General features: G+C 41.6%; 24 protein-coding genes. 6 read left to right on the forward strand and 18 right to left on the reverse strand.

The window, feature by feature from the left end; all coding sequences use genetic code 11:
- Positions 1-181: 181 nt before the first annotated feature.
- Entirely contained in the window at positions 182-1,618 is a 1,437-nt protein-coding gene (locus ECA01S_RS01490) for an NCS2 family permease (protein ID WP_067390013.1), read from the reverse strand.
- A gap of 342 nt (positions 1,619-1,960) precedes the next feature.
- Here ECA01S_RS01490 and ECA01S_RS01495 point away from each other — a divergent pair, with 342 nt between their 5' ends.
- Positions 1,961-2,767, forward strand: coding sequence for a Cof-type HAD-IIB family hydrolase (locus ECA01S_RS01495; protein WP_067390016.1), 807 nt, complete (start codon positions 1,961-1,963; stop codon positions 2,765-2,767).
- A gap of 105 nt (positions 2,768-2,872) precedes the next feature.
- A complete protein-coding gene (locus ECA01S_RS01500) occupies positions 2,873-3,508 on the forward strand; it encodes an NAD(P)H-hydrate epimerase (protein ID WP_067390019.1) in 636 nt (211 codons plus the stop codon).
- A gap of 28 nt (positions 3,509-3,536) precedes the next feature.
- On the opposite strand, the gene ECA01S_RS01505 is transcribed toward ECA01S_RS01500, so the two are convergent.
- Both ECA01S_RS01505 and ECA01S_RS01510 read right to left on the reverse strand, forming a co-directional pair.
- Positions 3,537-4,391 carry a sce7725 family protein gene (locus ECA01S_RS01505; RefSeq protein ID WP_067390022.1) on the reverse strand — a complete coding sequence of 285 codons (855 nt, stop codon included), beginning with the start codon at positions 4,389-4,391 and terminating at the stop codon, positions 3,537-3,539.
- On the reverse strand, positions 4,388-5,065 hold the full coding sequence (locus tag ECA01S_RS01510; protein WP_067390025.1) for a hypothetical protein: 678 nt from the start codon (positions 5,063-5,065) through the stop codon (positions 4,388-4,390). Before ECA01S_RS01510 ends, ECA01S_RS01505 begins: the two co-directional genes overlap by 4 nt.
- Before the next feature lie 110 nt (positions 5,066-5,175).
- Here ECA01S_RS01510 and ECA01S_RS01515 point away from each other — a divergent pair, with 110 nt between their 5' ends.
- Positions 5,176-5,469 carry a hypothetical protein gene (locus ECA01S_RS01515; RefSeq protein ID WP_067390029.1) on the forward strand — a complete coding sequence of 98 codons (294 nt, stop codon included), beginning with the start codon at positions 5,176-5,178 and terminating at the stop codon, positions 5,467-5,469.
- A 127-nt stretch (positions 5,470-5,596) separates the two neighbouring features.
- On the opposite strand, the gene ECA01S_RS01520 is transcribed toward ECA01S_RS01515, so the two are convergent.
- The 9 genes from ECA01S_RS01520 to ECA01S_RS01560 form a co-directional block, all read right to left on the reverse strand.
- Positions 5,597-5,914 (reverse strand): DsrE family protein, encoded by a 318-nt coding sequence (locus ECA01S_RS01520; protein ID WP_067390032.1) that lies wholly within the window; start codon positions 5,912-5,914, stop codon positions 5,597-5,599.
- Complete coding sequence (locus tag ECA01S_RS01525; RefSeq protein ID WP_067390034.1) at positions 5,914-6,261, reverse strand: hypothetical protein; 348 nt, start codon at positions 6,259-6,261, stop codon at positions 5,914-5,916. Before ECA01S_RS01525 ends, ECA01S_RS01520 begins: the two co-directional genes overlap by 1 nt.
- A 12-nt stretch (positions 6,262-6,273) precedes the next feature.
- Positions 6,274-6,561 (reverse strand): hypothetical protein, encoded by a 288-nt coding sequence (locus tag ECA01S_RS01530; RefSeq protein ID WP_067390037.1) that lies wholly within the window; start codon positions 6,559-6,561, stop codon positions 6,274-6,276.
- A 24-nt stretch (positions 6,562-6,585) separates the two neighbouring features.
- Positions 6,586-6,996: a GNAT family N-acetyltransferase gene (locus tag ECA01S_RS01535; RefSeq protein WP_067390041.1), complete on the reverse strand. Its 411-nt coding sequence runs from the start codon at positions 6,994-6,996 to the stop codon at positions 6,586-6,588.
- Entirely contained in the window at positions 6,996-7,628 is a 633-nt protein-coding gene (locus tag ECA01S_RS01540; RefSeq protein ID WP_067390043.1) for a PepSY domain-containing protein, read from the reverse strand. The genes ECA01S_RS01535 and ECA01S_RS01540 overlap by 1 nt, the downstream gene beginning before the upstream one ends.
- 154 nt (positions 7,629-7,782) lie before the next feature.
- On the reverse strand, positions 7,783-8,517 hold the full coding sequence (locus tag ECA01S_RS01545) for an epoxyqueuosine reductase QueH (RefSeq protein WP_067390046.1): 735 nt from the start codon (positions 8,515-8,517) through the stop codon (positions 7,783-7,785).
- A gap of 113 nt (positions 8,518-8,630) precedes the next feature.
- Positions 8,631-9,653 carry a hypothetical protein gene (locus tag ECA01S_RS01550; RefSeq protein ID WP_067390048.1) on the reverse strand — a complete coding sequence of 341 codons (1,023 nt, stop codon included), beginning with the start codon at positions 9,651-9,653 and terminating at the stop codon, positions 8,631-8,633.
- Between the two features lie 35 nt (positions 9,654-9,688).
- Entirely contained in the window at positions 9,689-10,024 is a 336-nt protein-coding gene (locus tag ECA01S_RS01555) for a PadR family transcriptional regulator (protein WP_067390051.1), read from the reverse strand.
- A 245-nt stretch (positions 10,025-10,269) separates the two neighbouring features.
- Positions 10,270-10,605, reverse strand: coding sequence for a metal-sulfur cluster assembly factor (locus ECA01S_RS01560; protein ID WP_067390054.1), 336 nt, complete (start codon positions 10,603-10,605; stop codon positions 10,270-10,272).
- Positions 10,606-10,875: 270 nt separating this feature from the next.
- Here ECA01S_RS01560 and helD point away from each other — a divergent pair, with 270 nt between their 5' ends.
- Positions 10,876-13,122, forward strand: a complete 2,247-nt coding sequence (gene helD, locus ECA01S_RS01565; RefSeq protein WP_067390057.1) for an RNA polymerase recycling motor HelD — start codon at positions 10,876-10,878, stop codon at positions 13,120-13,122.
- A 166-nt stretch (positions 13,123-13,288) separates the two neighbouring features.
- On the opposite strand, the gene ECA01S_RS01570 is transcribed toward helD, so the two are convergent.
- Complete coding sequence (locus tag ECA01S_RS01570; RefSeq protein ID WP_067390060.1) at positions 13,289-14,215, reverse strand: YitT family protein; 927 nt, start codon at positions 14,213-14,215, stop codon at positions 13,289-13,291.
- Positions 14,216-14,369: 154 nt separating this feature from the next.
- Between ECA01S_RS01570 and ECA01S_RS01575 the strand changes: the two genes are divergently transcribed.
- On the forward strand, positions 14,370-14,861 hold the full coding sequence (locus ECA01S_RS01575) for a YajQ family cyclic di-GMP-binding protein (protein ID WP_067390063.1): 492 nt from the start codon (positions 14,370-14,372) through the stop codon (positions 14,859-14,861).
- Positions 14,862-14,916: 55 nt separating this feature from the next.
- Here ECA01S_RS01575 and ECA01S_RS01580 read toward each other — a convergent pair whose 3' ends face one another.
- From ECA01S_RS01580 to ECA01S_RS01590, 3 genes are read right to left on the reverse strand one after another with little or no spacing between them, the layout of a single operon-like run.
- Positions 14,917-15,972 (reverse strand): Gfo/Idh/MocA family oxidoreductase, encoded by a 1,056-nt coding sequence (locus tag ECA01S_RS01580; RefSeq protein WP_067390065.1) that lies wholly within the window; start codon positions 15,970-15,972, stop codon positions 14,917-14,919.
- A 12-nt stretch (positions 15,973-15,984) separates the two neighbouring features.
- On the reverse strand, positions 15,985-16,953 hold the full coding sequence (locus ECA01S_RS01585; RefSeq protein ID WP_067390068.1) for a sugar phosphate isomerase/epimerase family protein: 969 nt from the start codon (positions 16,951-16,953) through the stop codon (positions 15,985-15,987).
- Between the two features lie 16 nt (positions 16,954-16,969).
- Complete coding sequence (locus ECA01S_RS01590; RefSeq protein ID WP_067390071.1) at positions 16,970-18,043, reverse strand: Gfo/Idh/MocA family protein; 1,074 nt, start codon at positions 18,041-18,043, stop codon at positions 16,970-16,972.
- A gap of 146 nt (positions 18,044-18,189) precedes the next feature.
- Between ECA01S_RS01590 and ECA01S_RS01595 the strand changes: the two genes are divergently transcribed.
- The gene (locus ECA01S_RS01595; protein WP_067390074.1) at positions 18,190-19,050 is read left to right on the forward strand and encodes an AraC family transcriptional regulator; all 861 of its coding nucleotides are present in this window, start codon (positions 18,190-18,192) and stop codon (positions 19,048-19,050) included.
- Positions 19,051-19,122: 72 nt separating this feature from the next.
- On the opposite strand, the gene ECA01S_RS14100 is transcribed toward ECA01S_RS01595, so the two are convergent.
- Together ECA01S_RS14100 and ECA01S_RS01600 are read right to left on the reverse strand one after the other, a co-directional pair.
- Positions 19,123-19,284: a hypothetical protein gene (locus tag ECA01S_RS14100; protein WP_157490280.1), complete on the reverse strand. Its 162-nt coding sequence runs from the start codon at positions 19,282-19,284 to the stop codon at positions 19,123-19,125.
- Between the two features lie 21 nt (positions 19,285-19,305).
- The gene (locus ECA01S_RS01600) at positions 19,306-19,548 is read right to left on the reverse strand and encodes a hypothetical protein (RefSeq protein WP_067390077.1); all 243 of its coding nucleotides are present in this window, start codon (positions 19,546-19,548) and stop codon (positions 19,306-19,308) included.
- Positions 19,549-19,581 lie beyond the last annotated feature (33 nt).

Consider the following 19,581-nt stretch of genomic DNA (forward strand, 5'->3'; position numbering starts at 1 on the left):
CTTCCTTCACTAATACTATACTCTAAAAAAGCACATGGCTCAAAGAGCTTGCAACAAAAGACAGAATATTTCTGCTATTCAATCCTTGGAACAACCATTTTGCACCTATCTAAAGAAATTACGGACACCTTTTTTTTGCAAAAAAAAGCTATGACTTTTCAGCCATAGCTTTCCCCTAATATTAAAGAACTGCAAGAATTACAAAGTTTAAGATGAATAAAGCATTCACGACCCATAAGATTGGTGAAACTTCGTTGAATTTGCCTTTTACAACTTTCACGATTGCGTAGAAAATGAAACCAGCTGCAATCCCGTAAGAGATACTGTAGCAAAGACCCATGAAGATTGAAGCGAAGAAAGCTGGTACTGCATCTTCAAGGTCAGTCCAGTTGATATCTTTAAAGGATGCCAACATCATAACCCCAACTAAAATCAAAGCAGGTGCGGTTGCTTGCCCTGGTACGATTGCAATCAATGGTGATAAGAAACTGCTCAATAGGAACAGAATCGCCACAACTACAGACGTTAAACCTGTCCGTCCGCCTGCACCAATACCGGCAGCACTTTCCACGTAAGTCGTAGTGTTTGATGTTCCGAAGATGGCACCAACTGAAGTCGCGATAGCATCCGCGAATAAAGCACGGTCCATTTTAGAATGAAGACCTTTACTGTTTTCCAAAGCATCCTCATCTTCTTTAGAGAAAATACCAGTACGGCGACCAGTCCCAATGAAGGTACCGATTGTATCAAAAGTATCGGACAAACTGAAGGCCAAAATCGTCATTAATACTTGCGGAATTTTAGCAGAATCTGAGAATAAGCTTTGCATACCCTCTTTACCAAAAGCAGCACCAAAAGTTGTGCCTAATTCAGAAATAGAACTACCTAATGAGTTTGCTTGCCAATCAATCGCGCTTAAGTCGACAACACCCATTAAAATACCTAAAATCGTTGTCGCAATGATACCAATCAAAATAGCACCACGAACATTGACAATAACTAAAATCGTTGTTAAAACCAAACCGATAACAGCCAATAAAATTGGTGCGTTGTTGAAGTTTGCTAAAGCTGGTACGATTCCGCCGTTCATGGTAACGCTGGTTACTTGACCATTGTCCACGATAGCATTTGTAATAGTCCCAGAATCAGCTGTAAAGTTTAGTAGTCCAGCATTTTTGATCCCAACATATGCTACAAAAATCCCGATACCACCACCAATAGCATGTTGCATACTTTCAGGAATTGCTTTGATGATCAATTTACGAATCTTTGTTACAGTGATCAAAATGTTGATCAAACCACAAATGAAAACCATGGCCAAAGCTTGTTGCCAAGAATACCCTAAACCAAAAACAACCGTGTAAGTGAAGAAAGCATTTAACCCCATACCTGGCGCTTGTGCGTAAGGAACATTTGCAAATAGTCCCATTACTAAGGTACCAATTGCTGCCGCAATCAAGGTTGCTAAGAAGACTGCTTGGAACGGCATACCTGTCGCTGATAAAATTGACGGGTTTACGAAAAGGATGTAGCTCATCGCAAAGAATGTTGTCAGCCCCGCCATTACCTCAGTTGAAACATTCGTGTTGTTTTCCTTCAATTTGAAAAACTTGTTCATTTAAAACTTCCTCTCATACTTTTTCGGGAATACCCTAAATAATTGCCATTTATTTCCCTTAACCGAGTTTCATTATAGGAAACCCACAACACGATTTCAACAAAATTCTATATATTTTGTTAACATTTTTTATTAATGTTCGTGTTTTTCTCATTAAGAAGATTTTTCTATCTTAAAAATCAGACAACGTTTGTCTTTTTAATGAATCTTTAAAAATAAAAACGCTCTCCTTTTAATAAAGAATCAGCGTTATCCATAGAAACCAGTCTAGACAGCTTGCGTTGACTGAAAATTCTGCTACACTATACCTAATGGTTTCCGAAGATTAAGGGGGACGTATTTATGAAGAAACTGATTGCTATCGATTTGGACGGAACTGCGTTGAACACGCAATCCAAGCTATCCGATCGTACGACACAAACATTAAAAAGAGCGATGCAAGCAGGTCACGCTGTTAGTATCGTTACCGGCAGACCTTATCGCATGAGTCAACAATTCTACCAACAATTAGGTTTGCACACACCTATGGTCAACTTTAACGGTGCGTTGGTCCATATCCCAGAACAAAAATGGGCGGGCGAAACGGAAACACCTATTAGCCGCGACTTGGTTTTCGACATTCTAGGTCAAAAGGAAAATCTCCGCTTAGATTTTGTCGCAGCAGAAAACAAAGAAACTTTCTACATTGATTCGATGGATTGGTTCGATCCAAACTTTTTTGCAGCACCAGCCACACCGGCCAATTTATTAACGACTACCAATATGACCACCAATCCTACTTCGATGATGGTGCGAACTAGTAACGAATTTGCCAGCGATGTTTCCAGAGAATTGATGAAGCAATATGGTGATTACGTGGATGTCCGTACTTGGGGCGGTCCTATAAGCATTCTTGAGATCGTCGCAAAGGGTATTCAGAAAGCCCGTGGCCTAGACCAAGTAGCCCGTTATCTTGAAATTGGTCAAAAGGATATCATCGCTTTCGGGGACGAACACAACGATGAAGAGATGTTGGCATATGCTGGTTGGGGCGTAGCAATGCAAAATGCGACTGATCCCATCAAAAAAGTCGCCAATGATGTTACTGAAAAGACCAACGCCGAAGATGGCTTAGCAGCCTACTTAGAAAATTATCTAGATTTAGCTTAAATAGCTACGCAGTTCTCTGTCCCTGGGCAGCGAGCTGCGTAGTTTTTTCTTTTCTTGGTAATTTTCAGCCATTGGTGCTACCATAAATGAAAGGAGGCGTTTTCAATGACCCAGTTAGTAACAGCCGCAGAAATGAAAGCTTGCGACCAATTTACAATTCAGGAAATTGGTGTTCCTAGTATGGTACTGATGGAGCACGCGGCGCTAAGTGCGCTCGATACACTGGAACAATCTTATGACCTATCTAATACTTTAATTCTTTGTGGCAGTGGAAATAACGGCGGCGATGGCTATGCACTAGCCCGACTACTCCATTTAAAAGGCTACACCGTTAGCATTGCAGAGCTCGGTACCACGACGCCGTCAGCTGAAAATCAACAGCAACAAAAAATCTGCACTTTTTACCAAATTCCTACTTTCACGCGTGTACCTGATTTATTTGGTGTCACAACCATTGTGGACGCCATCTTTGGTATCGGCTTAGACCGGACAATTTCAGATGAATTAATTGAGATGGTTACCTTAATCAATGAAAGTGGTATCGACGTGTTGGCTCTTGATATTCCTTCTGGCATTCACGCAGATACCGGCGCAGTGATGGGAGCGGCTATTGAGGCGAAGCAAACCTTGACCTTCCAATTCAACAAAGTTGGCATGACAATTGACCCTGGTCTGGCTTGTGCAGGTGAGATTTTGATTGCCGATATCGGTATTAGCGACCAACCATTAACAACCGAATAAAAAGAAAAACCCACTGAGTTCGTCTTCCTCAGTGGGTTTGTTTTAGAACTTGATTGACAACCTCCAGATGGTGCATCACCTGTGCTTTACGTAAAACACCCATTCCCGGAAATTTTTGACTGTGAAGATACTCTACTAGTAAAGAAAGCCCGCTTGTTTCTAACTTAATCGTTTCGCACCATTGTTGAACCTCCGCCATGATACCAAAAAACTTTTCCTTTTGCGTCCCCTCTTCTGCCGATAAAAAATGATGGATTCGAAGTTCATCCTTTTGCGGATAAACAAAATGCAGAGCCATAATCGCAGATGGAAAACTTTGCTCGTAGTAGATGCGGCTGTCGATAGAAAAATCACTAAATCCTTGAAATCCCCGCTTTGCTGTTGCCACATGGTCGGTGGTAAATAGTTCATCAGGCAGTGATTCATAATAAGCTGGCCGGGGAACTCGTGTAAAAGCATCCTGATTAATGATTTTAGGTCCCTTAATGTGGTTTAAAATCCGAAACTCATAAGGCACAATGGTTGTGTGGCTCTCAAACCATTCTGGTTCATATTGTTGGATGGCTGACGCCTCAAAGCCAATGAGTAATTCCGGTAGCGATGTCTCTTCGCCGCCTGTTAAAATATGCGCTTTGGGGACCGACAAGTTAGCTAATTTCACCATCCCCGCCTCCGTTCGAAAATCACCTGCTTGCGGATTTTCAATTAAGTAGAAGGGCTGTTGGTGCTCTTGAAAAACAGTTAAAGTCTGTAGCAAAGCACGGGAATCTTTAACAGGTTCTATAATCGGTACAGTGCTAGCACCGATCAATCCCTGTTGGACTAATTCCCGCAAGGCGTATAAATCGTACTGCTTACCGCGAAAATATGGATAATAGGTCACTGTTCTTCACGTCCTAGCCATTTTTGTTCCAATTCAAAATAAGCCATTCTAGTGGCTTCCAACTCTTCTCGTAACGCCTCTACTGCTTGCGTTTCTGTTTCCGCAATAAATCGTTCATAATAATTGACCCCACCACCAAAAAGATCATACTCCTTTTCTCGCCGTTTCAATTCTGTATAGAGTTGTTCCGTACTGAAAACGCGAACCCCCCGCTCTGTCTGCTTGGCTTTTCCCACTTCTCGTGCTTGAGCAGCAATCAAACGAAACAAGAGCGCCTGCTGGTTTACGCCTAGCTCCTGCCTTTGCGGTTTCTTGACCGTCACCAAATAGCCGGGTAAGGTCTGTTCCTCTGGAAATTGATAGCGGTGGTAGATCATAACCCCAATGTGCGGTGGAACTTCCTCTTTAACCTTCTCATATAGTGCTGCGGGCAAAACAAAATAATTATAGTGGCCGATAAACGAAAGCTTGGCTTTGGAGCGAAAATCGGCTTTGGTAACTTTTAGCTCGTAACAACGCCACTCAAATTCTTGATTAGGAAGTAAACGACAAGCCAAGGTGTCGACAATCCCTTGATCCTCTGGCATCGTGACCTCTTCCACTACGACATCTCCATGTTCACGACAGTCATAATAGAGGGTCTCTTCAATTTCTAAAGTAAGTTTGGTTTTCATAGTAAAACCTCCACCCATATTATAGAACATACATTCGCATTTTTAAAGAGGTTGTCATTATTTCCCAAACAAGAAAAAATCGAGTATGATAAAACAAAGGAGGTTTTCCTATGTTAAATCCTTATTTCGCTTTCGGCGTACCTGCATTTTTACTGCTCTTATATATCATTTTTGAATTTGTACGCTTTCGAGCGACCACTCATTATTTAGGCTTCATTCTCTTATTGATTTCTGGATTTTCTACGGCCTTCAGTAGTCAAGTCTATCAACAATACAAACTACAACCGGAGTCCTTGCCCTATCCCGTTTGGCTCCTGTGGTTGCCTATTATTATTGGCGGCCTGCTAGTGCTAATCAATCTGATCCGTGGCGGCCGACGCCTAATGGAAATGGTAAAGAAATAGTCTCTCGAACGCTTTTCCTTGAAAGAAAACCTAGCATTTTGAAAAAATCTATATAAAAAAGCAAAACGACCCTCAATAGTTAGTCATTTCAGCTAACTATTGAGGGCCGCTATTTTTTTATTGCTAATTACGGTTTGATATATGCGTAGCCTTGTTCTTGTAGATCAATCAGCTTTTTGACACCAATCGGTACCACCGTCACATTTTTCGGCAACGCGCGCTCGTCAATACCTAAACCGTTTAAGGAATTGTGGCAGGCAAATAATTCTACCCGCTTACCATAGGTTTTGAAAAAATCTTGATTTTCTTCGCTTAAGTAGCCTTTAACAGCTGGCCCATTCACCAATAAACTCAAACGAATATTTTCACCTAATAAGTTAATCAAATTTTTCTTAGCAATCGGCCACTGTTCGGAATGGTCCACATGAAAAACAACTTGTTGCATCACTTTTCCCTCCATAAATAAAGCAAATCTTCGTAAGCACTGTCGGCATCTTCTTTATGCGCAAATGGCAGTATAATACTATCTCCGCTAACTTCGATATCAATTTGATTCTCATGTAAAGTCGCTTGCAACTGACTTTGCGGATAAAAATCATGGGTAAAATCGTCTAAGGATAATGCCGGTACTACTAAATAAAGCCCTTTCTCGGTTAAAAAAGCGACTTTCTTATCTGAAGCTTCTTGCATCAGAAAGGTCATCATCTCTTCCTCTGACAATATTTGATCAGCATAACCTTGTAAAATCAAAAATTGCTGTGCTTCTGAAAAAACTGCATAAAATTGATCCATTTTTCTGTCCCTCTAATCTAAAATATCATCACTTTCGCGAATTTCCCCTGCTTCTAACGTGAAATCTGGTTCCGGATGTAATGGCTCCTCCACTGGTTTTTCGTTTTCAACTAGCGGTGCTGGTGTTTCCATTGGCGTAGCCGCCTGAAACGTGTCCCAATCTTCCTTCGAAATCACCACGACATCAATTTCGTGTTCATCATCAATGATTTCCAGTGCTTGATATTCTGTGCCCACTCCTTGAAGCTTTTCAATAATCTCCTGATCTTCAAACGTCGTATACTCTTTCTTTACCTGCATGGTACAGCCTCCTTTTAATCATACTTACAACTCTTTTTTGAGAAAATATTTCGTAGTCCCGACTAGTGGATAGTCCTTAATTTGACCCACCACCTCGTAACCTAAGGCCGGATAAAAATTCAGACCTTGATAATCTTGCGTATTGACTGATAAGATTCGTAGATTCAGCTCTCGCGCCTCAGCCTCGACTGCCTGCATTAATTGAGCCCCTAATCCCAGCCTGCGAAAGTCTGGCTCAACAGCCAAATATTTTACATGACCTACTTGATCCAGGCGCTGCCATAAAATGCCCCCCGCTCGTTTTCCTTCAACAAAAATCTCAAGCGTATAGGTTTGACTCACACTATCCATAGCAAAATGTTCCGCTTGGTAAGCATCCAGCAGTGAAAGTAAATACCCCTCTGTCTGGTCCGTTCCTCGTTGAATTTGCGTCATCAATCTACCTCTTGATGTAAAACTTTACCGGAATGAGCATCCAATTTAACTTCTACTTCTTTTTGACCCTCGACCTTGACTTCCCAATACATAATATCTAAGTCCTTCGAAAGCTCCCAATCCGTTGCTTGCCCATCTCCTGCAGCTTGTTCCGCTAACTCACCGGCTTTTTCAATCGTAATGATGCCCTTCAAATCGAGTGCATCCTGTTGTGCTTCAGCCCAATCATCAGGATCTTGAGATTCTTGCTTATCCTTCAAAATCTCCTTAGTATTAGCGTCCACTTCCAGCTCATATTCTTGCTTTGCATCAGAACCTTCTATTTTATAGAAATATTTCCCAAACGAACTGTCCAATGAAACTTGCGTCAAAACAGTATCAGGATACTTATCTTGGAAAATTTTAACCGCTTCATCTAACGTAACGATAAATTGCGAATCAGTAGTTGAACCAGTTGACGCCTTAATTGAAGAAGTTTGCTGCGTCGTTTCTGACGTTGACGCAACCGCCGAACTTGAAGACTGAGTTACTGAAGTATCGGTTGTCGAAGACGTTGCGCTAGTAGTATTCGTATTACCTGAACTGCAACCCGCTAGCAACAGTAACGCTGCACCAAAAAATATTTTTTTCATCAATCCTTCCCCCTATTCTGCTATCTCTACTATAACAGAGCTATACCAGAGAACCAACTGAAAGCGTTGTGAAAGAATAGCCAGCTGCCGTCTTTAACAGCGACTAAATCTGCAAAAAAATCTCCACTTTTAGCAGAGAGTTTTTGTCTTTCAATTAAACGATAGTTTCCTCCTGATGCGCTTGAACATAGGCTTTTGCTTCTTGATTAACCTGTTTCAAATCAATTCCCTGTTGTTTAGCGGCGAAGACGCAACCGCAGTAACATTGGCGATAAACATCATATTCTTTACACATTTGGATTGATCGTTGATAACCATTATTCTTTTTGAAATCACTAGGTAAGTAATTAACATCATAGATTTTTTGAATATCCAAGCCGATTTGATTAATTACATCAGCATCCTTTTTAGGAGAAATAGTTAAAGCACTCCCAAAATAATCAAATCCCCTTTCAAGTGCTTGCTCAGCAACTAAATCAAGACGCATTTGAAAACAGGCAGTACAGCGTTTGCCGCCTTCTGCCTCTTGGGTCAATTCTTTTTCCCGCATGACTTTAATAAACTCATTAGGTTCGTAAGGTGCTTCAATAAAGCCAACATTATTGCTCGTAGCTGCGTTAAAGTCATATACAAATTTTTTCTGAACTAATGCGCGCCGCTGATACTCACTCTTTGGATAAATATTGGAGTTAGCAAAATAAATCGTGACATCCGCGTGTTCCGTCAAAAACTCTAACGTATATGTGCTACAGGGAGCACAACAGCTATGAATCAAAATGCTGGGACGTTCTGCGGCTTGCTGCCACTGATCAATCATTTTACGCAATACTTTATCGTAATTTATTTTTTGTTTGGATAATTTCATTAGTATCTCTGCAGAATCAATCATGGTAGCATCTCCTGTCTATTGTGTATGTACTAGGACATTATAACTGTTTTTTTCTTACAAAAAATAGCACTAGTAAACTAATCTTAGTTTACTAGTGCTATTAAGTAAATTAATCAGGCAGTCAAGGAGCTGCGTCTTTCTTTCCGACCTTGATAGATTGTATGAAGAATACTTATAACTGTGCCTAATACCGCTAACGCAACGAGTATTTGGAAAGCCTTCTCTGGTAAGCCACCATTAGCACTAAAATCCCGAAGCCAACTTAGTTGAGAATGGCTCGTCCATTCAGCCGTGCTTAGATAGTCCAAGAATTCGGCAGTGAACATTTCTTTTCGACTTAGGGCGATAACCCAGCATACCAATGACACTAACGAAACAATGATGCTTGCGAGACAGACCGGCAAACGCCAACGTCGATAAGTCATTTTCAACGCAATGACGACGATTTCACCGACGCACAAAAGCAGTATGAGGAGAGCTGCCATTTGTAAAAAGGAACCAGTGAAAATTGGAATACGGCGATCTGCCAAAATCAAATCTAGCCAGTGAAAATGATTCAGCAACGACCAAAGTACGCAGCCAATCATAAATAAGACGATGATTAGTTCAGCTAGACTATCTCCGAAAGAAATGGTCTGTTTTTGCGCTAACTTCATCAGGTCAGCCGTTTGCCAATGTTGTCCCTTTTTAAAAGTCCCTGTCCGCTCAGCAACCACAAAGCCAAAGCTAGTCCAAAAAAGTGCAATCAGAGTAAAAGGTAGCCCGACTGAAATCATTTTTGCTAATAGTTCTGGTAAAGTTCTGAGACTCAGTTCAGTTACGTCCCCACTAACGAAGGCTGTGATGCCACCGAAAATGGTTCCCGCTATCGCTGCGATTGGCAAAATAATTTTTAAGGCACTAATATAACCAGGGTAAACTTGCGGGCCAATTAAATAATTAGGTTTTTGTCGATATTTTTGGGCCAACTCGGCAGGACTCCCTAGCTCCAGTAACAATGCTTTGACTTCTTCTTCAGTGGGCTCCGGTGGCAACATATCTAAAATATTACTCAACAATTCATTCTTAACTTCTATTTGATCCTTTTTCGGCAATTGGCTTATGACGGCTTCAATATAGTATTCGATCCATTTCATCTTGAACTACTCCTTTTCCACCTCTGCCTGAGCAACTATTTCGTGCCTTGCTGAATTCGTTTAATACTATTTTGCAGCTTTTCTGATTCCACAAAAAGTTCTTTAAAGACATTTTCACCAGTTTCGTTGATTTGATAATATTTCCGGGGGCGCGTTTCGGTAGTATCCCAAGTACTCTCTAGCAACCCTTGTTTTTCCAAACGACGCAGCAACGGGTACAGCGTGTTTGCTTCAATAGTGACACCTTTTTCTTTTAGAATCTCCAACAAATCATAACCATAATGCGGTTCAAATAATGCACCAAGTACAATTAACGTCAAAGAGCCGCGCCGTAATTCTGTTAAAAAAGAATGTAAAATGGTTGATTCCATACGACTAACTCCTCTCATACTTGCTCTTCATTATTCTGGTATCATGTTTTCATTAACATTATATTGTGTGATACACAGTATAGTCAAATATAATGCATTATTTTCTTAACACAGCTTAGAAATGATTTCAAAAATTCGTTTCTCAGATAGACTATCCCGCAAAAAAAGCACCACTATCAACCGTTAAAAAGTTGATAGTGGTGCTTATAGGCAATCGTTAAAAATTGTAGCATCACAAATTGCTACTATCTGATCCCCAACGCAATCCGTGCATAACGACTCATTTTATCAGTCGTCCAAGCTGGATACCAAACTAATTTCACATCGACGTTGGTCACTTCTGGGACTTCTTTTAGTGCATCGTGGATTGAATCCGTTAAGATATCGGCTAACGGGCAACCCATGGTAGTCAATGTCATTTTGATTACGGTGTCGCCAGTTTCAGCAAAATCGATTTCATATATTAAACCTAGGTTGACAATATCAATTCCTAGTTCTGGGTCAATTACGGTTTCTAAAGCTGTTAAGATGCGTTCTTTAATGGACTCGATCTCTTCAGGGCTCCATGCTGCTTCACTCATCTTTGCTCACTCCTTCATTTAATTCTTCCCTATCATACCTTGTTTTACGTTATTTGTAAATGAGAAATCCTCCGTAGCTAATTGAGAAATAGGCTTTCAACTATCGCGTAAAATAACCCTCTTTTCACTTTATCAAAATGTTTTTATTTAGAATGACTATCGCAAAATACCTCACTAGTCATAGTTTGCTTAAATCGAATCACCATACCTCGCTCCTTATCAAAAACTGTGCTATAATTATTCGTCCTGTTTATTAAGGGAGGTTAAAGCATGACACCAAGAGAACTAGAACAACACCATTTAGATGACACCATTACCCAGATTCGTCAAGAAATGAAAAATCTGCGGGCAGAAGAGCAACAATCGACTGAAAAAGCCCAAGCACAAGCCAAACAAGCCAGCGAAATCAATTTTCGTGCCGGCTCTGACGAAGCTTTATATGAAACATCTTTAGAGATACGCCAACATGAAAATGAGATGCTGATTCAAAAACATCAAGTACAGTCTCAGCAAAAACGACTGAACACTTTAGCGGTTATGGAACCAAACCCTTATTTTGCGCGGATTGATTTTGCCGAAGATGATGGCCCCGAAACACTTTATATTGGCATCGCCTCTTTGCGCGATCAGGCGCAAGAAACGTTAATCGTTGACTGGCGCGCCCCCATCTCCAATCTTTATTATGAAGGTGAGTTAGGCCAAGCCTATTATGAATCTGATGAAAAACACTGGGTTGAGTTACTACTAAAACGTCAATTCAAAATCGAAGCGGGTCAAATCAAATCGATGGTAGATACCAATGAAATGATTGGGGACACGATGCTTTTAGAAGTTTTAGATGAATCTTCCACCACCCATATGAAAAATATCGTCGCAACGATTCAAAAGGAACAGAATAAAATCATTCGCGATACTACTAGTAAAGTGATGCTGATTGAAGGGATTGCCGGTAGTGGTAAAACCTCCGCGTTATTGCAACGGGTCGCATTTCTCCTGTATCGTAACCGCAAATGGTTGAACGCTGAAGAAGTGCTCCTCTTCTCCCCTAACCGGCTATTTTCGGATTATATTTCGACTGTGTTGCCTTCTTTAGGTGAGTCAGAAATCCCGACACAAACCTTCCAAAGCTACATTCAGCAATTACTGCCTAAGATGGAGATTGAAACCGAAGCTGATTTGGAAGCGACCTTTCTAAGCGGCAAAGAAAACCCGGTTGCAAACTTCAAGCATACGGCACGTAGTTTACGGGCCGTGGATTGGTATATCCAACAAATCAAGGAGATGGGACCTTTATTTGCCGACTTGAAGCTGGATCAGAATGTGGTGATCAGCAAACAGCAAATTCGGCGCTGGTACCAAGAAACGAATCCTCAGCTGGCGGTTTATCAACGAATCACCATGCTGCAAGAAAAATTATTGAAAAAATTAGCGGGTCTAGAAAAAGACGAGGCCAAGAAAGATTGGGTCAAAGATCAAGTCGAAACATTGGCTATGGAGATTGCCAGTGAGGACAAGTCCTTTGATGGTAGTGAAAAAAGCGAACGAAAATTGCGTCGCCGTATCGCCATGCAACTAGTAGGACAAAAATTCAAGAAAATTCGGCGACAAATCCGCCAGTTTACCTTTATCCAAGTCAAACGCCAATACCTACATTTCTTAGAAACCATCGGAAATGAACGCTTCTTAAATGGTTTGGCAATTGATAGCGAACTTTGGCAAACGGAAATCACCGAAACAAAACGGCGTTTGAGCTTAAATCAATTAAGTGTTGCTGATAGTACCCTGTTCTTCTATCTAATGAAGCAAGTTCGGCCGGTGCATATTCGTCAAAAAGCGCGTTTCATTTTTATTGATGAGATGCAAGACTTTACGCCTGCACAATTAGGACTGTTACTACATCTATATCCGCGAAGTAATTACACCTTGTGTGGTGACTTGAATCAACGTATTTTAGGAAATCAATCCATTTTAGGCTCGTTAAGCGAACTCTTCACACAGGAATTGACGCAAATCCAATTAACAACTAGTTATCGCTCAACAGCAGAGATCACTAATTTTGCCAACGAACTGCTATCAGAGGATGACCAAGTCAACGTCACTGCCCGTACCGGAGGACTGCCGCGTCTTTATCAAACAACTGATGTAACAACAAGCATCCAACAATTACAGTCGGTACTGAAAGAAAATAGCTTACGAACTGCTATTTTGACGAAAACAACGGAAGAAGCTGTAGCCCTTTACGAACGCCTGATTGGGGACGAGGTACAACTGATTACTTCAGAAAATTTGCATATGAAAAAGAATCAAATGATCATTCCCGCCTATTTAGCGAAGGGGTTGGAATTTGACCGGGTCATTGTTTGGGATGCGAATGCTAAAAACTATCAGAATGAGCAAGATCAGCTGATTCTCTATACGTTGGCTACCCGAGCTATGCATGAACTGATTCTCTTTACCAATGGCACTCTCAGTCCTTTACTGGCGAATGTGCCAACCGTACTTTACGATACTCACTAGCATTAGGAAACAGAGTAAGGGTACAAAAAATAAATCAAGCCAAAAAAACAGGGATCAAAATCACTTTTGCGATTTTGATCCCTGTTTTTAGCTGAAGTTGGGATTTACGTCCCAGACTCATATTCCTTCTATCCGAATAGACGCTTCTGTCCCAATCTTTTAATCATTATCTGTATTTACGTTTGATTTCCGGGAAACTTCCTGTCATGCGGTAGACTTGTTGCTCGTCTTCATTGGCAAACCGACCCACAACCGTTTGAGTAGGAACGATATTCATGAAGGCATTTTCGTCCACCGTTAAAATAATTTGCTCCAAATCGTACAGCTCATAACGCGTCACTACCATCATGATCATGCGGCCTTCTTGCTTTGAAAAACCGCCAATGGATGGCAGCAAGGTCATCCCCCGCACTAGCTGTTGCGAAATGGCGCTAGCCACTTCGTCAGGTCTGGTGGTCACAATCATCGCTGTGACTTTTTGATGACTTGTGTGAATCATATCCACTACCTGTGTTAAGCAGTAGATAGAGATAATCGTGTATAAAGCACTTTCCCAGTTAAAGAGAAAGCCCGCACCTACTACGATCAGCGCATTTAACATGAACATATAGTTGCCCACAGTCCGCCCTGTCGTTTTAGATAATATCAAAGACAGCACGTCCATACCACCAGTGGTAAAGCCATATTTCAAAGAAAGTCCAGCACCGACCCCCACTAACACTCCACCCACGATCGCATTCATCAAGGGATTCGTACTAATCGTGACGATGGGGATAATCATTGTAAAAAGCGAAATGCCGACAACATTCACAAAACTATAGATGGTTGCGGATTTCCCTAGCTTCCAAAAACTTAGCAGTGCAATAGGAATATTCAATAGTAGAATAAACAAACCAGTATCAACGCTGACATGAAGGTATGTGTAAAGCAAGGAGGCAATGATCTGTGCGACCCCATTCATGCCGGCAGAAAAAACCTTGGCGGGAATCAAGAAAAAATTCAATCCAATCGCAGCGGTGATGCCGGTAAAGAGCATTACCAGTACGCGTTTTAAAAATTCATTTTTTTGATAAAACTGCTTTAATTGTGTCATAGCTTGACCCCCCACTAGAATTCTCACTAAGAATAGCAGTTTCCTTTTAAAAAGAAAAGTAATTTTCGTGCTTAAATCGCCAAAAATAAACGGATTGTTCGGAACTTTTAAGAAAAGCGGTTTCGTGTTAGGATAAATACAGGGAGGGAAGATAATGGCAAAAGATGCAAGCTTTGATATCGTTTCAGAGATCAATATGGAAGAAGTCAAAAATGCGATTCAACAAACTGAAAAAGAATTGAAAAATCGTTTTGATTTCAAGGATTCACTCGTTGAAATCAAGATGGATAATGGTAAATTAATCGTTACCTCAAATGATGACTATAAAGTTGAACAAGTGAAAGATGTGCTGTTCTCTAAACTGGTAAAACGCGGCGTGCCTATTAAAAACATTCACTTTTCCGAAAGTGAACATGCCCTAGGCGGAACTGCTCGTCAAACCGGCGACTTGATTAGCGGCTTAGATAAGGAAAATGCTAAAATCATTACGACAGCCATCAAAAAGTCTGGCTTGAAAGTCAAAGCTCAGATTCAAGAAGATCAAATTCGTGTTACTGGAAAAAATCGTGATGATCTGCAAAAAGTAATTGCGTTGTTGCGGGATACTGAACTACCAGTTGAGTTACAATTTACCAATTATCGTTAAAAAAACCGCGTCTCATCACTAGCTCTTGGCTCGTTGATGGGACGCGGTTTTTCTTTTATTTTGTGATAGTGGTGGCCGCAGACTCATAATGACTCTCTGCCTCGGTCAGAATCGTTTCTAGCATGGCTAATACTTGATACACTTCTTCATTTTTCACAACTGGTTCTGCGTCATTACGGACTACATCATAAAAATTCTGATAGAAGGAAGTTGTTGACGGGACCTCTGGAAAGCTAATAGCTTCGGCTGCTTCCTCAGAAGGTGGCGCCATGGTCTTGGTCAAACCAACACCGGCTTGAATGGGACGTGGCACCTTTTCTTTGGAACCTGTGGCCTTAATAATTTCACCAGATAAATCCCAATCATCAATCCGTGCCGTACCAGACAGGCCTTTAATATACCAACGTGGTAGCTTCGTATAATTACTCGTACCAACCTCAATAACCACGCGTAAACCGTCTTCAAAAATCAAATAGCTGTGGAAGCCGTCATCGACTTCATCGCCTAAAATATAACTTAAATCGGTCCGAATTTCTTTTAGGGGACTTTGGCTGAGCCACATGATTTGGTCAAAGAGATGTACGCCCCAATCTAAAAGCATACCTCCGCCGTGTTGTTTAAGGTGACGCCAATCGCCAGGAATCCCATTGGCCCCCTGCACGCGAGATTCAAGCTGTACGATTTCACCAATTTGCCGTTCTTCTACGAGGCGTTTGACAATCAGAAAATCAGGATCCCAGCGCCGATTTTGATGAACCATAAATACCTTTTGGGTTTTGTTGGCTACTTCTAATACTTCAGATAGCTCGGCAGTTGAAAGCGTCACTGGCTTTTCGCACACGACATGTTTACCAGCCGTTAAGGCTTGAATAGCTAACGCTTTGTGAGAATCATTAGGCGTCGCAATCAAGACGGCTTCCACCGTTTCATCAGCCAAAGCTTCTTCGTAAGAGGCAAAAGTTTTCAGTCCTTGAGCTGTCGCCTTCGCCAGCGCTTGCGGATCAATATCATAAATACCAGCTACTTCAATTGCAGTTTCTTTGGCCATCAATTCTTGGACATGGTAGGAACCCATACCTCCATACCCGATTATCGCAAAACGAATCGGCATACTACGCCCTCCTTAGACCCACCACATATTAGCTGGTTGATCATGAATCATCACGGAACGTAAATTCGTCACGGCCCGTTGTAAGCCTTCGTCAACTGACATCAACGGATCTTCGTGTTCAATGCTCAATACATAATCATAACCATACAAACGTAAGGCAGAAACCATATCGGACCAGACACCTAAATCATGCCCGCAACCAACAGAGCGGAAGGTCCAAGCCCGAGTTTTCACATCCGTATAAGGTTGCATATCCGTTAAGCCGTGCATATTAATATTGTCTTGATCTAGATACGTATCCTTGGCGTGGAAATGATGGATTGCGCCGGCATCGCCTAAAATCTTGATAGCGGCTACTGGATCAATCCCTTGCCACCATAAGTGACTTGGATCTAGGTTACAACCAATTGCTTTACCCGTTGCTTCTCGCAGACGCAACATGGTGTACGGCGTATGAGCTAAGAAACCACCGTGTAACTCGATACCAATTTTGATACCGGCTGCTTCAGCCTCTGTGTTGATCCCCTTCCAATAAGGAATCAAACGTTTTTCCCATTGGAACTCATAATTGTCACTGTACTCCGTTGGCCACGGCAAGACCGGCCAGTTTACTTGAGTATCCGTCTCGTTGCCACCTGAAACACCAGAGAAACCGTTGACTACTGGCACATTCATTAGCGAAGCTAACTTGATTGTTTTACGCAACAATTCATCTGCTTCTGCCGCTACTTGTGGGACTGGTGAAATAGGATTATGGTGGCAGCTGAGTGCTGAGATGGTTAAACCTTTATCAGCTAACTTGGCTAAATATTCTTTCCGGGCATCACTTGAGGCTAGCAACGTATCGATTTTTAAGTGAGCGTCGCCAGGTGACCCGCCAGTACCGATTTCTACTGTTTCTAAACCTAAAGCTGCGACCTTTTCAATCATTTCGTCAAAGGTCAAATCGTTAAATAATGGGGTAAAAACGCCTAATTTCATCTTGTTCGCTCCTCTTTTATAAGTAGACTGGTGCGCCAGTCTCTGAAGATTTATAAATTGCTTCTAAAATTTCCGTTACTACTAAAGCTTCCTCTGATTTAACTACCGGCTCGGTATCGTTTAGAATTGCTTGAATCCACGCATGCGCCTCAGCGATTTCCGGTTTATCATCACTACCATCATAGAAATCGACACCGTCAGCTTGTAACTGAATGTCCTTTTCATACAGCATTTGATGTTCTTCCCCATTGATAGTCAAGCCGCTATCCATGTCAGCGCCAGCTTTGGTACCATATAAACTGGTTTTTGCTTCTTTGACATCGCGACTATTTAAGGCCCAGCTGGATTCTAAGAAAATCGTTGCGCCATTTTCCATCGTCACAAAGCCAAAGGCAGAATCTTCAACGGTAAATTTCTTTGGATCCCATGGTCCCCAAGCATTAGCCGCATTCTCCTGTTGGGATAATTTATGGTAGGCTTTGCCGACTACATATTTAGGACGATAATTATCCATCATCCATAGGGTTAAGTCCAAGGCGTGGGTGCCAATATCAATCAGTGGCCCACCTCCTTGCGCTTCTTCATCAAGAAAGACACCCCAGGTTGGGACTGCGCGTCGTCTAATCGCGTGTGCTTTAGCGAAATAAATATCTCCCAACGCATCTTCTCGACATACCGTGTGCAAATATTGCGCGTCCTTGCGAAAACGATTTTGATAACCAATCGTTAATTTTTTTCCTGTTTCTTGTGCCGCTGTAATCATGGCTTTCGCTTCTTCTGTCGTTTTAGCCATTGGCTTTTCACACATCACATGATGGTCGGATTTCAAAGCAGCAATCGTGATCTCCGCATGGGTGTTATTGGGCGTGCAGACGTGAATGACATCCATCTCCGTATCCGCTAACATTTTTTGATAATCAGTATAAACATTGGCCTCTTCAGTGCCGTAAACCGCCCGTGCTTCCTCAGCTCGTTCGACAATCAAATCACAGAATGCGACTAACTCTACTTCCTTTTGTGCAGCCAATGCTGGTAAATGCTTACCTTTCGCAATTCCACCACAACCAATGATTCCTATTTTAAGTGTCATATAAACCTCCTGAAACCGTTTTATTTGATGCCTTTAGTATACGAGAACAACTACTGCGTTTCTTCCCACTTTCACGCTGAAAAATTCCCGGATTTTGTTCTAATATCGAAGAGATACGGTATAATCAAAGAATAGGAGGTTTCATCATGAGTTTATATTTAGAAATTCCTCATTACGAACATGATTTTCCTTTTAGAAGCTTTATCAGCCAGGGATGGGAGATTACGAACCCTCATTGGCATCGTGATTTAGAATTTATCTATTGTTTAGAAGGCACTGTGAATCTTGGGGCTGATGGAGAAATTATCACTTTAGCAGAAGGCGATTTGTTCTTCTTTCCTAGCGCTCAACCTCATTTTTTCCTTGCTTCTCCTGATAGTCGAAGGTTAGTTTTTCAATTTGATTTGTTACTTTTTCAAGAAGTCCAGCAAAAATTTGGACAAAACTTGGAACAGCTTTATGACCGAGCAGCCAAACACAGTCAACAGTGGCCGCCAGAGATTCGTCAACAGCTAATCGGGCTCTTTCTACAAATTCATGAAGAAGAGGTCTCAAAAAAATCTGGCTGGCAATACGGAGTGCTTGGTGGTCTTTACCAAATCAATCGACTGATTTATCAACTACCGCCAACAAGTGATGCACCGCAGCCTTCCGGACAATCATTGCGCAATAAACAAGGTCTCGAACAATTAAACTTAATTTTAGAATACGTGGAGCGTCACTATGATCGCCCCTTCAGTCAAGAAGAGGCGGCCGCCATTGTGGGCTTTAGCCCCAGCTACTTCTCACGCTTTTTCAAACGAATGGTTGGGCAGTCCTTTTCCCATTACTTAATGGACTACCGTCTTAATCAAGCAAAATATATTTTGGGAACGGAAGAGCTACCAATGGACGAGGTTGCCGCGCGCACGGGCTTTGCTAGCGTGAAGACCTTTCACCATGTATTCAAAAAACGTATTGGTGTCGCGCCTTTACAATTTCGGAAACAACTGCGAGCTACACCTTAACAAAAAAACCGATGACAACGAGTTTGGCTCGTTGCCATCGGTTTTCAGCATATTTAATGCTGTCTTTAAAGCTTATGCTTGAATGATCAGTAAATGATCTTGTTCTTCATAGACGATGTGTTCATCCAAATCTAAAATTTCTGGACGCAACTCGCCACTTTCGCGAATTTGCACTTCGACATTTTCGTCTAATTGACTTAAATGAGCAATCAGCTCTTTGACGGTCATTTTCATTCGTTGATAAACTCCTCATCTTTAAGCAGCTTTACGATAAGCCGGCTTTTTTTCTATGGGAATAATTTGAGCACGACGTTTCTTCCGTGTAAGCTTCCAGAAAACGACTGACCCAACAAAATAGCTAAACAGTACTCCTTGAATGATGGTTAAAGTCAGATAGAGCTTTGGTAAATAGGGGTAATCAAAAATAGATACCACTGCGACTTCAACAGCTAAAATCACCAAAGATACAACCAAACTATTCCGATGTTTCCGACTCAAAAAAATTCCTCCTTCACACAGATACAGTCATTA

The sequence above is a fragment of the Enterococcus canis NBRC 100695 genome, assembly GCF_001544375.1.
Classification (GTDB): domain Bacteria; phylum Bacillota; class Bacilli; order Lactobacillales; family Enterococcaceae; genus Enterococcus_H; species Enterococcus_H canis.